Here is a 14575-nt window from a genome sequence, read left to right on the forward strand (position 1 = left end):
TCACCTTTCCCCAACGCCTGCGGCGGCGGACTTCAGCCAGCTTTCGAAGAGCTTGAGCGCGTCGGAACGCTCGCTGCGCTGCGGATAACCAAAGTAGTAACCCTGGCTGACCGTCAACGACTGGGGCACCGGCATCTTGAGGGTGCCCTGGTCCAGCGCCGGTTGCGCCAGGAAGCGCGGCATCAAGCCGACGCCCAGCCCGGCCTGCACTGCCGCCATCACCATCGTGAAGAGTTCGTAGCGGGGCCCGCCCGCCGCCTGCGGACCATATAGATGACTGTTGGCGCCGTACCACTGCCGCCAGGCGTCCGGCCGCGACGCTAGATGCAGGTGGGTCATGCCCGCCAGCGCGCTGACACCGGTGTCAGCCGCCAACGCCGCCCGGGCCGCAAGCTCGGGCGCGCATACCGGCACCAATTCGCGTTCGGGAAACAGCAGCCCGCCCTGGGTGCCGGGCCACAGGCCGTCGCCATGGTAGAGCGCGCCGTCAAAAGGCTGATCCTTGAACTGGAACGGCAAGGTGCGCACCGACAAGCTGACGGTGATGTCCGCGTGTTCCCGCTGGAAATCCGCCAGCCGCGGGATCAGCCACGTGGTGGCCAGCGTGGGCACCACCGCGATATGGATGCTGCGGCCCATGCCGGTGCGGCTGACCAGCCCGAACGTGTCTTTTTCGATCTGGTCCAGATGGTGACGGATCCGGCCGGCGTATTCCGCCCCATGGTCCGTCAGCACGATCCGCCGCCGCACCCGGGTGAACAGCTGCACCCCCAGCCGGGATTCCAGGCTGGCCACCTGTCGGTAGACGGCGCTATGCGTCAGGGACAGTTCCTCGGCGGCGCGGGAAAAACTGCCCAGCCGGGCCGATGCTTCGAACGCCTGTAGCGCGCTCAGATTGGGAATGCCGTTTCTCATGGGGCGGGGACAGCCTGAAACCGGCCTGGGCCGGGCGCGCCGCTTGCGGCGGCGCAACAGGGCACTACGTGCCGGGGGATCAATAGATTGTGCAATTTTATCAATTGCGTTGTGCGATCAAGGAACATATGCTCGGGAGTCTTATCCTCGGCTACCCACGACACCCCACCATGCTCCAGCAAGATTCCCGCCTTGGCGGTCACATTCTGGTCGACCAACTGGTCGCCCAGGGCGTCAAACATGTTTTCTGCGTTCCCGGCGAGAGCTACCTGGCGGTGCTGGACGGTCTGCACGACGCTGACATCAAAGTCACCGTCTGCCGCCAGGAAGGCGGCGCGGCCATGATGGCCGACGCCCACGGCAAGCTGACCGGCGAACCCGGCATCTGCATGGTCACCCGCGGCCCGGGCGCGTCCAACGCGCTGGCCGGCGTGCACATCGCCAAACAGGATTCCACCCCCCTGATCCTCTTCGTGGGCCAGATCGAACGCGGCATGCGCGAACGTGAAGCCTTCCAGGAAATGGACTACCGCGCCGTCTTCGGCACGCAGGCCAAGTGGGTCACCGAGATCGACCAGGTCGAACGCATTCCCGAACTGATCTCGCGCGCCTTCCATATTGCCACGTCGGGCCGCCCCGGCCCCGTCGTGATCGCGCTGCCCGAAGACATGCTGGTCGAAGCCGCCAAGGTGGCCGACGCCCCGCGTTACGAATTGATTGAATCCGCCCCCACGGCCGGCCAATTGGCCGATCTGGAAAAACTGCTGGCTGGCGCGAAGAATCCGGTCGCCATCCTGGGCGGCACGCGCTGGGATGCCCGCGCGGTGCAGCAGTTTGCCGACTTCGCGCAGCGCCATGCGTTGCCCACGGCGGTGTCTTTCCGCCGCCAGATGCTGTTCCCGGCCGACCACCCCTGCTTCATCGGCGACGTGGGCCTGGGCATCAACCCGGCGCTGCTCAAGCGCGTGGCCGACGCCGACCTGATTCTGCTGGTGGGCGGCCGCATGTCGGAAAACCCCAGCCAGGCCTATACGCTGCTGGACATCCCGGTGCCGAAGCAAAAGCTCGTGCACGTGCATCCCGACACCGCCGAACTGGGCCGCGTGTACCGCGCCAACCTGGCCATCAACACGTCGCCCGCCGCGTTCGCGGAATCGCTGGCCGGCCTGAAGGCGCCGGCCAAGCCCGTGTGGGCCGAAGGCACGCAAGCCATGCGCGAGTCGTACCTGAAATGGAGCGACCCGGACGCCATCACCACGCCGGGCGCGCTGCAAATGGGCCAGGTCATGGCCTATCTGGAAAAGACGCTGCCGGCCGACGCCATCATGACCAACGGCGCCGGCAACTACGCCACGTGGCTGCACCGCTTCCACCGCTTTACCCGTTTCGGCACGCAATTGGCGCCCACGTCGGGCTCGATGGGCTACGGCCTGCCGGCGGCGGTTGGCGCCAAGCGCGTGTGGCCCGACAAGACCGTCGTCTGCTTTGCCGGCGACGGCTGCTTCCTGATGCACGGCCAGGAATTCGCCACGGCCGTTCAGTACGACCTGCCCATCATCGTGGTGCTGGTCGACAACGGCATGTACGGCACCATCCGCATGCACCAGGAAAAGCACTACCCCGGCCGCGTGTCCGCGACCGAACTCAAGAACCCGGACTTTGCCGATTACGCGCGCGCCTTCGGCGGCCACGGCGAACGCGTCGAAACCACCGAACAATTCGGCCCGGCTTTCGAACGGGCGCTGGCCAGCGGCAAACCGGCGATTCTGCATTGCTTCATCGATCCGGAAACCATTACCCCGTCGACGACCTTGGAAAAGATCCGCGACGCGGCGCTCAAAGCCCAGCACTGATACCAGACCGGGCGGCCCGGCCGGCAACACGCTTGCGCGTTGCCGTGCAAACCCCAACTTGCCGCCCGAATTATTTTAGGTTTAAACTTTCTAGATTCCGAATACGGAAATCCATAGCGGAGACCCAGCATGTCCTCGAATCCTTCTTTTCAATGGCAAGATCCCCTGTTGCTGGACCAGCAACTGACCGAAGAAGAACGCATGGTGCGCGACGCCGCCCATGCCTATTCGCAGGACAAGCTTGCCCCCCGCGTGCTGAACGCCTTCCGCAACGAGAAGACCGATCCGGAAATCTTCTCGGAAATGGGCGAACTCGGCCTGTTGGGCGCCACCATCCCTGAAGCCTACGGCGGCGCTGGCATGAACTACGTCAGCTACGGCCTGATCGCCCGCGAAGTCGAACGCATCGACTCCGGCTACCGCTCGATGATGAGCGTGCAGTCGTCGCTGGTCATGGTGCCGATCAACGAATTCGGCAGCGAAGCACAAAAGCAGAAGTACCTGCCCAAGCTGGCGCGCGGCGAATGGATCGGCTGCTTCGGCCTGACCGAACCCAACCACGGTTCCGACCCCGGCGGCATGGAAACCCGCGCCGTCAAGACGTCCGACGGCTACAAGGTTTCCGGCAACAAGATGTGGATCACCAATTCCCCCATCGCCGACGTGTTCGTCGTGTGGGCCAAATGCGTCGGCGGCGAGTTCGACGGCAAGATCCGCGGCTTCATCCTGGAAAAGGGCATGAAGGGCCTGTCGGCCCCGGCCATCCACGGCAAGGTCGGCCTGCGCGCGTCGATCACCGGCGAAATCGTCATGGACGAAGTCGAGATCTCGGAAGACCAGATGATGCCTGGCGTGTCCGGCCTGAAAGGTCCGTTCACCTGCCTGAATTCCGCCCGCTACGGCATCGCCTGGGGCGCTGTCGGCGCCGCTGAAGCCTGCTGGCACACGGCTCGCCAGTACACACTGGATCGCAAGCAGTTCGGCCGCCCGCTCGCCGCCAACCAGCTGATCCAGAAGAAGCTGGCCGACATGCAGACCGAAATCACGCTGGCGCTGCAGGGCTGCCTGCGTCTGGGCCGCATGAAGGACGAAGGCACCGCCGCCGTCGAAATCACGTCCATCATGAAGCGCAACTCTTGCGGCAAGGCGCTGGACATCGCCCGCCTGGCCCGCGACATGCTGGGCGGCAACGGCATTTCCGACGAATTCGGCGTGGCCCGCCACCTGGTGAACCTGGAAGTGGTCAACACCTACGAAGGCACCCATGACGTGCACGCCCTGATCCTGGGCCGCGCGCAGACTGGCATCCAGGCGTTCTATTGATCGCCTGACCGGCCATCGCCGACAAAACCGCCCCTTGGGGCGGTTTTTTTTGCCTTCAACGAACTGAACGGCGATACATCGCGGGACGCATTGCCGTTAGCCCGTATAGGCGCGGGCTTGCACACGCCGTACGCTTTGTGCACTTTCCCCGACCTGGAGTCGCGAATGCACGTCCGCTCATCCCTCCGCCTGATGGCGGGTCTTACCCTGGCCTTTGTCGGCCAGGGCGCCTATGCCGTCACCACCCTGACGATGACCACTGAATACCCGGCGACGTCCATGCCGGGGCAAGGCGTGTCTACCTTCGCGGATCTGGTCCGTGCGAAATCGGCAGGCAACGTGGTCATCGACGCCACCTACGACGCGTCCAAGGGCATCAAATCCGGCGACATGATCGACGCCGTGGAAACCCGAAAAGTGGATGCCGGCGATGCGTTCGCGGGCGCGCTGGCCACGAAGTATCCCTTGTTCGGCGTGTCGTCCCTGCCGTTCCTGGCGGACTCGCTGGCCAAGGCGCGCAACCTGAACAAGGCCGCGCGGCCCGCCTACGAAAAGTTGCTGGCGGCCCATGGACAGAAGCTGCTCTACACCACGCCGTGGCCCGCTTCCGGCATCTGGTCCAAACAGAAGATCGATGGCCTGGCGGCGCTGAAGGGCCTGAGCATCCGCACCTATGACGCGACGTCGCAGGAAGTGATGCGAAAGGCCGGGGCCCGCGCGGAGAACATTTCGTTTGCCGACGCCATGCCGCGCATCGTTGCCGGCGACGTGAACGCCGTGCTCTCGTCTGGCGACGGGGGAGCCGGACGAAAACTCTGGGAACACCTGCCCCACTTCGCCGAGATCAACTATGCGATGCCGATTTCCGTCGCAACGATGAATCTGCAGGCTTATCAGGCGCTGGACGAGCGGTCACGGCGCGCCATCGACCAAGCCGCGGCGCAGACGGAAACCGAGCAATGGAAGCGCATCGAGGGCCGCCTGCAACAGAACTACGCCAACATGCGCAAGAATGGCGTTGCGATCAATACCACGGTGCCGTCCGCCGTGCGCCGTGCGCTGCGGGATGCCGCCGCGGATTCGGTGCAGGCATGGAAAACGGCGGTCGGCCCCGACGCGGCAAGCATTTTGAAGCGGGGCGCCAAGCGCTGAAGGCGCTACAGGCGCGGACGACGCGGATCGGGCGGGGCGAACAAGCGCCCCCCCGGTGCCTAGTTTTCGCCTGACAAGTCGAACAGGCTCGTCGCGTCCAATTCCAGCACGCCTTCGTCGTGCTGGTTGATGACGGTCCACGCCCACGTGATGATGCCCAGGTCGGGACGCGAGGACGACGTGCGCGCGCCCTGGACCCGCGCTTCCAGGCGCAAGGTGTCGCCTGGCCGCACCGGGGTGCGCCAGCGCACTTCGCCCAGGCCGGGGGAACCAAACGATTCGGAATCATGCAGGGCGGCGTCCACCGCCATGCGCATGGCCAGCGCGCAGGTATGCCAGCCACTGGCGATCAGCCCGCCCCAACGCCCCTCCGCGGCCCGTTGCGGGTCGGTATGGAACCATTGGGGATCGAACTTGCGTGCGAACTCCAGGATTTCGGCCTCCGTGATGGTGACCGGGCCAGCCTTGATCAACATGCCGTCCTTGAAATCGGCGAACTTCATCTTTGGTTTTCCCCCTGACCAACGCAAACGGCGCGCCATGGCGCGCCGTTTTTCACGTGTGTCACGCTCAAGTTATAGGATTCAGTACGTCTCGAAATGCAGGCGCCCTTCGCGGCGCAGCACATCATGCAGGATAGACCAATCCTGCCCCGATTGCACCGTCACATCGCGCAAGGCGTCCAGCACGCCGACTTCCATGCCTTTCAAGCCGCATACGTAAATGCAGGTGTTGCGGTCTGACAGGAGGTCGCGTACCTGGGGGCCGCGTTCGCGGATCAGGTCCTGCACGTAGCGCTTGGGTTGCCCCGGCTCGCGAGAGAGCGCCAGGTTGATGTCGATGAAGTCGCGAGGCAGCTTCATCAGCGGGCCGAAATACGGCAGTTCGCGTTCGGTGCGGGCGCCGAAGAACAGCATCAGACGGCCGTTTTCTCCGGTGCCGATGCGGCGGCGGTAGCGTTCGGTCATTGCGCGCATCGGCGCGGAGCCCGTGCCCGTGCAGATCATGATCAGATTGGCACGGGGATGGTTTGGCATCAGGAACGTATGGCCGAACGGGCCTATCACCTGCACGGTGTCGTTCTTGGCCAGATCGCACAGGTAGTTCGAACACACCCCATGCGCGGCGCCGCCGCCGTGGTCTTCGGTCACGCGCTTGACCGTCAGCGACAGGTTGTTGTAGCCCGCGCGTTCGCCATCGCGCGGACTGGCCAGCGAATACTGGCGCGCGTGATGCGGCCGCCCCTGCGCATCGACGCCCGGCGGCAGGATGCCGATGGATTGCCCTTCCAGCACTGGAAACGGCAGTTCGCCGAAATCCAGCACGATGTGATGGATGTCGCTTTCGGTGTCGGCGCCGGTCACGCGGTAGTTGCCCACGACGGTGGCCGTCATCGGCGTCTTGTGCGTGTACAGGTTGACGTAGGGGTGCGCCGCGGACCACGGCGGCACCGACGCGCCGGCCTGCGAAAACGAAGTGGCAGGCGCCGGAGATGGCGCGGCGGCATCGGGCACGACCGCGGCGGGTTCCACGCCGCCACCGGTATCGGGCGTTGCCGGCAATGCCTTTTCCAGCGGCAATTCCTCCCAGCCCAGTTGATCTTGCACCGAATACGCGTCGGCGCGCAGCACCAGCCGCCAGTTGTCGATCGACCCCGTGGGGCATGGCGGCACGCACGCCATGCAGCCGTTGCACATATCGGGGTCCACCACGTAATTGTTCGAGTCGTGGGTGATCGCGTCGACCGGACAGGTCTCTTCACAGGTGTTGCAGCGGATGCAGATCTCGGGATCGATCAGATGCTGCTTCAGCACTTGTACGGGTAGTGGGGCGTTCATCGCAGTCTTCCCAATGCGCTGGCGGGCGGCGTGCCAGCACGCCGCCCTGTCGCCTTAGTTGAAACGGACGTAGTCGAAATTCACGGGCTGGCGGTTGATGCCCATGACGGGGGGCGCGATCCAGTTGGCGAACTTGCCGGGCTCCGTGACGCGTCCCATCAGCGACGCGACGAACGCGCGGTCCTCTGGCGTGGGCAGCCACTTGTGGCTGTTGGCCTGCCATTGGGTTTCCGACAGGATCTCGCCTTCGGGCGACATGGGGATGCCGGCCAAGGTGCCGATCTGGCGGTTGAACGCCTTGTGCGGCACATGCAGACGGAACGGAATGCCGCTTTTCTCGATGACCTTGTTCCAGCGCCCGATGCCGGCCACGGAATCGCGGATGAAGTCATCGCGCAGCACTTCGTTCAAGGCGTTCAGCATGGGCACTTCAATCTCATTCAGCTTGCCGTTGTTCACGGTCAGCACGCGATAGGTGTCGTGCTTCAGCTGGTGGTCGTCGGTGCGCTTGGATTCCTCGTAGCGGCCCTTCAGCCCCGACCCGTAGAAGATCGCGGCGTTGGACGATTGGTCCGCGCCAAACAGGTCGATGGTGACGCTGTAGTGGAAGTTCAGGTAGCGCTGGATGGTCGGCAGGTCGATCACGCCTGCGGCTCGCACGCTTTCCGGGTCATCCGTTTTCAGTTGGTTCATCACTTCGCAGGTACGCTGGATCACGCGCGAGATGCCCGATTCGCCCACGAACATGTGGTGCGCTTCTTCGGTCAGCATGAACTTGGTGGTACGGGCCAGGGGATCGAAACTGGATTCGGCCAACGCGCACAACTGGAATTTTCCATCGCGGTCGGTGAAGTAGGTGAACATGTAGAAGGCCAGCCAGTCCGGCGTCTTCTCGTTGAACGCGCCAAGAATGCGCGGATTGTCGGAATCGCCCGAACTGCGCTGCAAGAGCGCGTCGGCCTCTTCGCGTCCGTCGCGGCCGAAGTAGCGGTGCAGCAGGTACACCATCGCCCACAAGTGGCGCCCTTCTTCGACGTTGATCTGGAACAGGTTGCGCAGGTCGTACTGCGACGGCGCGGTCAGTCCCAGGTGACGCTGCTGTTCGATCGAAGCCGGTTCGGTGTCGCCCTGCGTGACGATGATGCGACGCAGGTTGGCACGGTGCTCGCCAGGCACGTCCTGCCAGACGTCGCGCCCCATGTTCTCGCCGAAATGGATCTTGCGCTGTCCGTCCTGCGGCGCCAGGAAGATGCCCCAGCGGTAATCGGGCATGCGGACGTGGTCGAAGTTGGCCCAGCCATCGGGCTCGACGCTGACCGCGGTGCGCAGGTAGACGTCGAAGCCGTGCGAGCCGTCGGGCCCCATGTCCTGCCACCATTGCAGGTAGTTCGGCTGCCAATGCTCCAACGCGCGTTGCAAGGTGCGGTCGCCGGACAGGTTGACGTTATTGGGGATCTTATCGGTGTAGTTGATTCCAGACATTGTCTCGCTCCTTGTTCTTTATCAGACCCGGTTCCAGTCGAACGCGGCCTGTTCGCCCTTGCCGTATAGCTTCAGCGCGCCCTTGTCGCCGGCCGCATTGGGACGGTTGAAAATCCAGTTCTGCCATGCCGTGAGGCGGCCGAAGATGCGGGTTTCCATCGTTTCGTGGCCGCCGAAGCGCAGGTTCGCCTCCAGGCCGGTCAGGGCGTCGGGCGACAACGCGCGGCGTTCTTCCAGCACCATCCGCACCTCGTCGTCCCAGTCGATGCTGTCGGGCGCGAAGGTCACCAGACCCAGGGCCAGCGCATCGGCGGCCGACAAGCGTTGCCCGGCGCGCGCACGCACGGCTTCCAGCGGCGCGGCCTCTTCATAAAAGCGGCGCTGCAGACGGCTTTGGCCGTTCACCAGCGGATACGCGCCGAAGTTGCGTTCGCCCACCACGATCTGCGCGGGTGCGGATTCGTCTTCGCTGTCCAGCATGTAGCTGCGGTCCGCCGCCAGCGCCAGTTCCAGCAATGTGCCGACAAAGCAGGAACCCGGCTCGATCAAGGCGAACAGGCTGCGCGACGTCACGTCCAGGCGCGCCAGCGTGCGGCGCAGCATGCCGGCGGTTTCGCGCACGAACCAATGGCCGGCATGACGTTGCAGCGCGGCATCGGCGGCCAGCACGGCCTGCGCATCGCCTTCCGTCTTCAGGACCCAGGTGCCGATATCCAGTTCATTGGTGCGCATGGACAGGATGGCGTCGTCCAGTTCGCGCGCCATCTGCAGCGGCCACCAGGCGGCCCCGGCGGCAATGATGTCCGCCAACTCGGATTCCACGGGGCCTTGCGGGGCGCGCACCGTCCAGGTGGCCTGGCGCTTTTCCCGATCCAGCTGGATGTCGACGTATTGGTATGAAAGACGGCCCGCGCTTTCAGTGCGCTGCAGTGGCGTCAACGCAATGCCCTGCTCGCCGGGCTGACGGTCGCTGCCTTCGGCCAGCGCCAGCGCCCGTTCCCGCACGGCAGCCTCGAAGCGCGCAGGCTTGATCACGTCGTCCACCAGGCGCCAGTCCTTGGCGCGCTGGCCGCGCACGCCTTCAACCAGCGTGCAGAAGATGTCGGCGTGATCGTGGCGCACGCGGCGCTTGTCGGTCACGCGGGTCAGCCCCCCCGTGCCGGGCAGCACGCCCAGCAGCGGCACTTCGGGCAGCGCCACGGAAGACGAGCGGTCATCGACCAGCAGGATCTCGTCGCAGGCCAACGCCAATTCATACCCGCCGCCGGCGCAGGCGCCGTTCAGCGCCGCGATGAACTTCAGGCCGCTATGGCGGCTGGCGTCTTCGATGCCGTTGCGGGTTTCATTGGTGAACTTGCAGAAGTTGACCTTCCAGGCGTGCGAGGACAGGCCCAGCATGAAGATATTGGCGCCGGAACAGAAAATGCGGTCTTTCATGCTGGTCACGACCACGCTGCGCACTTCGGGATGTTCGAAGCGGATGCGCTGCAAGGCGTCGTGTAGTTCGATGTCCACGCCCAGGTCGTAGGAGTTCAGCTTCAGCTTGTAGCCCGGACGCAGGCCGCCGTCTTCGGCCACATCCATGGCCAGCGTGGCGACCGGGCCGTCGAACGTCAGGCGCCAATGGCGGTAGCGCTCGGGTTGCGTCCGGAAATCGACCCGGTTGATGGTGCTGCTCATGGTGTGTCTCCTCGTACGCCCTGCTGGACAGGAAAAATACTGCATCACATGAATTATTGTGCAGATTAGTGCAGGAAAAAATACGCGTCAAGCAAGACATGCATAAAAGTGCAGATTCACTGTCGGGGTGCGAATCCGACGCCGGACGTGAAAAGGCCGCCTCGTCGGGCGGCCTTCATGGGCATCGGCCGCCGCCGGGCAAGACCGGCTTCGCCGATACAAGCGGCTATAACGGCAGGCCGCAGGCTTTGCGGACCTGGGTGCGCAAACCGGCGAAGCTCTCCTGCACCTCCAGGTTGCTGGTCACCCAGGTCAGGTCCGCCTTGGCGTAGAACGCTTCGCGCCCCGCCAGGATGCGCTTCAGGTCGGACATCGCTTCGTTGTTGCCCGACATGGGGCGGAAATCGCCCTGGGCCATCACCCGGCCCATGTGTTCTTCGGGCGTCGCGCGCAGCCAGACCGTATAGCAATGCGCCAGCAGCAGGTTCAGCGTGGCCGGTTCCGAGACCAGTCCGCCGGGCGTGGCCAGCACCATTTCCGGATAGATCTGCACGGCCTCTTCCAGCGCGCGGCGTTCGTAGCGGCGGTAGGCGTTGGGACCGTAGAGATTATGGATTTCCAGGATGCTGCACCCGGCCACGCGTTCGATCTCGCGGTTCAGCTCGACAAAGGGGAAGCCCAGGTCGTCGGCCAGCATCTGGCCCAACGTGGATTTGCCGGCGCCGCGCAGCCCGATCAGCGCCACCCGTTGCGTGCGGTTGGGACGTTGCGCGCCCGCCCCCACGCCGAACAGCTGGGTCAGGGCCTCGCGGGCCCGCTGCAGGTCGGATTCCGTGCGGCCACTGAGCAACTCCCGGATCAGCAGCCAGTCGGGCGATTCCGTGGTGACGTCGCCGACCAGTTCGGCCAGCGCGCAGTTGAATGCGCGGGCGATCTGCAGCAGCACCAGGATCGAGGCGTTGCCGACGCCGTGCTCGAGATTGGCCAGATGGCGCTCGGACACGCCGGTGACCTGGGACAGGCCTTTGCGCGTCATGCCGCGTATGGCCCGCAGGCGGCGCACCCGCTCGCCCAATGCCACCAGGAAAGCTTCCCGCCTGGGTTCGGCTGGCGCCGCGTCTAGCGCTTGATTCATGTTTTGGCTGACTCCGCAAATACCCTGATAAGCCTAGTTTTATGCACTATAGTGCTTGACCCAATTCGATGGAAGCACTATTTTTCCTCAAAGCAGTTCCGAGCCGCCTAGGTGTGCAAAAAAGCAGCACTTGATTTCATGCCGCGTCTTAGGCGCCGACAGTGTAAAGGAGGAGTCCCGGTGAGCACGCCAGATCAATTCCATGCCCTGATGCGCGAGGCCACGCGCCTGCTGTCGGGCCAGCCGCTGGACGGTGGGCTGGCGGCGCGGCTGAACCGCGAAGCCGGCCCGCAAAGCGCCCTGTACCAGAACATCTTCGCCGCCTGTAAACAAGGCGTGGCCGACGGCTGGATGTGCAATCGAGAAGGCGGCGGCATCCGCTATGGCCGCGTGATCAAGCCCGCCGAAGACCTGGCCGGCTGTTCGGTGGACGTCGTCGACATGGACGACCTGGCGGGCCCCCACCACGCCCATCCCAACGGTGAAATCGATTTGATCATGCCGCTGACCGCCGACGCGCGGTTCGATGGGCATGGCGCCGGCTGGCTGGTCTACGGCCCAGGCAGCGCGCATCGCCCGACCGTCACGCAAGGACGCGCGCTGGTGCTGTACCTGCTGCCCGGCGGCGCCATTGAATTCACCCGGCCCGACAGCTAGGCCCTCGCCCCCCGCGCGCCCAATAACCCCCGCGCGCCGTGCCTTGACACGGTGCAGCGGAAAAAAGACAGCGCCATGGCCCCCCACCAGGACATCAGGAGACAACCGTGAACACCTGCCCCGCCGAACTCAATTTCGCCAGTTACCTGGCCGCGCTGAATGCGCCCCGGGCCGCCAAGGCCGCCTATATCGACGACACCCGGCAGTTGAGCTACGGCGAACTGGCCGAACGGGTCGCCCGCATGGCGGGCGCCCTGCGCCAATTGGGGCTGCGCCGCGAAGAACGCATTTTGCTGCTGATGCAAGACACGGCCGACTGGCCCGTCGTGTTCCTGGGCGCGCTGCATGCCGGCGTGGTGCCCGTGGCGGTCAATACCCTGCTGACCGCGGACGACTACGCCTACATCCTGGCGCACAGCCGGGTGCGCGCCGTGTTCGTCTCGGGCGCGCTATTGCCTGTCTTGCAGACGGCGCTGGCCCAGGCGCCGGCCGATGCCGAACACATCGTGGTGTCTCAGCCCACGGCCGCCCTGCCCGTGCATGCCCAGGAGTTCGAGGCGCTGTTGGCTGCCGCGCCGATCGCGCCCGCCGTCCGTACACTTTCCGACGAAATCGCCTTCTGGCTGTATTCCTCGGGATCCACGGGCAAGCCCAAAGGCGTGGTCCACACGCACGGCAACCTGTGGCACACGGCCGAACTGTATGCCAAGCCGGTATTGGGCATCCGCGAAGACGACGTGGTGTTCTCGGCGGCCAAACTGTTCTTCGCCTATGGCCTGGGCAATGGCCTGACGTTTCCCCTGTCGGTCGGCGCGACCGTGGTGCTGATGGGCGAACGCCCCACGCCGCAAGCCGTCTTCCAGCGCCTGACCAGGCACCGCCCCACCGTGTTCTACGGCGTGCCCACGCTATACGCCAGCATGCTGGCATCGCCCGACCTGCCGCCGCGCTCGCAGGTGGCAATGCGGGTCTGCACGTCGGCAGGCGAAGCGTTGCCGCGCGACATCGGCGAACGTTTCACGCGGCATTTCGGCTGTGAAATCCTGGACGGCATCGGCTCGACCGAGATGCTGCACATCTTTATTTCGAACCAGAGCGGGCAGTTGCGCTACGGCACCACCGGCAAGCCCGTGCCCGGCTACGAAGTGCAGTTGCGCGACGAGAACGGCGCGCCTGTCGAAACCGGCGCCATCGGCGATCTCTACATCAAAGGCCCCAGCGCCGCACTGATGTACTGGAACAACCGCGACAAGACGCGCCAGTGCTTCCTGGGCGATTGGCTCAAGAGCGGCGACAAATACACCTGCGATGCCGACGGCTACTACACCTATGCGGGCCGCAGCGACGACATGATCAAGGTCAGCGGCCAGTACGTGTCGCCGGTCGAAGTCGAGAACATCCTGGTGCAGCACGAAGCCGTGCTGGAAGCCGCGGTGATCGGCGTGCCGGACCACGACGGGCTGGTCAAGACCAAGGCCTACGTCGTGCTGCGCCCCGGTTTCGAACCGGACGCCAGCACGGGCGCCGCACTGCAAAACTATGTGAAGCAACATCTTGCGCCCTTCAAGTATCCGCGCCAGATCAATTTCACCGAAGAGCTTCCCAAGACCGCCACGGGCAAGATCCAGCGGTTCCGTCTGCGCCAATTGGAAGAGGCGACGCTGTGAACGGCGCGGCGGCCATCAGCACGCCAAGCCTGCGCCCGGCCTTCGCGGAGGTCGACGCCGCCGGCCGGCCGCTGCGTCTGGAATGCCTGTGGATCGCGCCCGAGCGCGCCACGGCGCCGTTGCTGGTGTTCCTGCACGAAGGCCTGGGGTCGGTCGCGATGTGGAAGGACTGGCCGGCGCAGGTCTGCGAAGCCGCCGGATGCCGCGGGCTGGCCGTATCGCGTTATGGCTACGGGCAGTCCACGCCGCGTCCGCCGCAGGAAAAGTGGCCGGTGGACTTCATGCACCGCGAGGCGCGCGACGTGCTGCCGGCCTTGTTCGCCGCCCTGGGCGTGGACACGCGCCGCGACAAGCCGGTGCTGTTCGGCCATAGCGACGGCGGGTCGATCGCGCTGCTGCATGCCGCCATGCACCCGGAGGCCGTCGCGGGCGTGGTGGTGGCTGCGCCGCACACGTTCGTCGAAGACGTGACGGTCGCGAACATCGCACTGGCGCGCCAGGCCTATCTGGACACGGACCTGCGCAGCCGGCTGGCCCGCTATCACGCAGACGTGGATTCGGCGTTCTGGGGCTGGAACGACATCTGGCTGAACCCCGATTTCCGCCGCTGGAACATCGAAGACTATCTGCCCCGCATCGTCTGCCCCGTGCTGGCGATCCAGGGCGTGGGCGACGAGTACGGTTCGCTGGCGCAGATACGCGGCATCCGCCGCCATGCGCCGCAAACCGTGCTGCTGGAAATTCCCGACTGCCGCCATTCGCCGCACAAGGACCAGCCCGCCATTGTTATCCAGGCCGTCGCCGATTTCATCGGCGCGTTGGACAAACCCGGCCGGCCTTGACGCCAGCCCATGACAAGCACGGAGACAAACC

12 protein-coding genes are annotated in these 14575 nt (G+C 65.0%); 6 read left to right on the forward strand and 6 right to left on the reverse strand.

Annotation, left to right across the window (positions count from 1 at the left end; genetic code table 11):
• On the reverse strand, window positions 1-915 hold the full coding sequence (locus CQ050_RS22640) for a LysR substrate-binding domain-containing protein (protein ID WP_105559069.1): 915 nt from the start codon (window positions 913-915) through the stop codon (window positions 1-3).
• A gap of 170 nt (window positions 916-1085) precedes the next feature.
• Between CQ050_RS22640 and CQ050_RS22645 the strand changes: the two genes are divergently transcribed.
• From CQ050_RS22645 to CQ050_RS22655, 3 genes are all read left to right on the forward strand, one after another.
• Window positions 1086-2768 (forward strand): thiamine pyrophosphate-binding protein, encoded by a 1683-nt coding sequence (locus CQ050_RS22645; RefSeq protein WP_105559070.1) that lies wholly within the window; start codon window positions 1086-1088, stop codon window positions 2766-2768.
• Window positions 2769-2897: 129 nt separating this feature from the next.
• On the forward strand, window positions 2898-4091 hold the full coding sequence (locus CQ050_RS22650) for an acyl-CoA dehydrogenase (RefSeq protein WP_105559071.1): 1194 nt from the start codon (window positions 2898-2900) through the stop codon (window positions 4089-4091).
• 165 nt (window positions 4092-4256) lie between these two features.
• Window positions 4257-5243: a TRAP transporter substrate-binding protein gene (locus tag CQ050_RS22655; RefSeq protein ID WP_105559072.1), complete on the forward strand. Its 987-nt coding sequence runs from the start codon at window positions 4257-4259 to the stop codon at window positions 5241-5243.
• Window positions 5244-5302: 59 nt separating this feature from the next.
• On the opposite strand, the gene CQ050_RS22660 is transcribed toward CQ050_RS22655, so the two are convergent.
• The 5 genes from CQ050_RS22660 to CQ050_RS22680 form a co-directional block, all read right to left on the reverse strand.
• Window positions 5303-5746, reverse strand: a complete 444-nt coding sequence (locus CQ050_RS22660) for a MaoC family dehydratase (RefSeq protein ID WP_105559073.1) — start codon at window positions 5744-5746, stop codon at window positions 5303-5305.
• 81 nt (window positions 5747-5827) lie between these two features.
• The gene (gene boxA / locus CQ050_RS22665) at window positions 5828-7081 is read right to left on the reverse strand and encodes a benzoyl-CoA 2,3-epoxidase subunit BoxA (RefSeq protein WP_105559074.1); all 1254 of its coding nucleotides are present in this window, start codon (window positions 7079-7081) and stop codon (window positions 5828-5830) included.
• Window positions 7082-7135: 54 nt separating this feature from the next.
• Window positions 7136-8563, reverse strand: a complete 1428-nt coding sequence (gene boxB / locus CQ050_RS22670) for a benzoyl-CoA 2,3-epoxidase subunit BoxB (protein ID WP_105559075.1) — start codon at window positions 8561-8563, stop codon at window positions 7136-7138.
• 21 nt (window positions 8564-8584) lie between these two features.
• Window positions 8585-10243, reverse strand: coding sequence for a 2,3-epoxybenzoyl-CoA dihydrolase (boxC, locus tag CQ050_RS22675; RefSeq protein WP_105559076.1), 1659 nt, complete (start codon window positions 10241-10243; stop codon window positions 8585-8587).
• Between the two features lie 226 nt (window positions 10244-10469).
• Window positions 10470-11378: a helix-turn-helix transcriptional regulator gene (locus CQ050_RS22680; RefSeq protein WP_105559077.1), complete on the reverse strand. Its 909-nt coding sequence runs from the start codon at window positions 11376-11378 to the stop codon at window positions 10470-10472.
• Window positions 11379-11558: 180 nt separating this feature from the next.
• On the opposite strand from CQ050_RS22680, the gene CQ050_RS22685 reads away from it, so the two are divergent.
• From CQ050_RS22685 to CQ050_RS22695, 3 genes are all read left to right on the forward strand, one after another.
• Window positions 11559-12035, forward strand: coding sequence for a DUF4863 family protein (locus CQ050_RS22685; protein ID WP_105559078.1), 477 nt, complete (start codon window positions 11559-11561; stop codon window positions 12033-12035).
• 107 nt (window positions 12036-12142) lie between these two features.
• Entirely contained in the window at window positions 12143-13702 is a 1560-nt protein-coding gene (locus CQ050_RS22690; protein WP_105559079.1) for a benzoate-CoA ligase family protein, read from the forward strand.
• Window positions 13699-14544 (forward strand): alpha/beta fold hydrolase, encoded by an 846-nt coding sequence (locus CQ050_RS22695; RefSeq protein ID WP_105559080.1) that lies wholly within the window; start codon window positions 13699-13701, stop codon window positions 14542-14544. Before CQ050_RS22690 ends, CQ050_RS22695 begins: the two co-directional genes overlap by 4 nt.
• Window positions 14545-14575: the final 31 nt, after the last annotated feature.

It is taken from the genome of Achromobacter sp. MYb9, assembly GCF_002975275.1.
Taxonomy (GTDB): domain Bacteria; phylum Pseudomonadota; class Gammaproteobacteria; order Burkholderiales; family Burkholderiaceae_B; genus Achromobacter.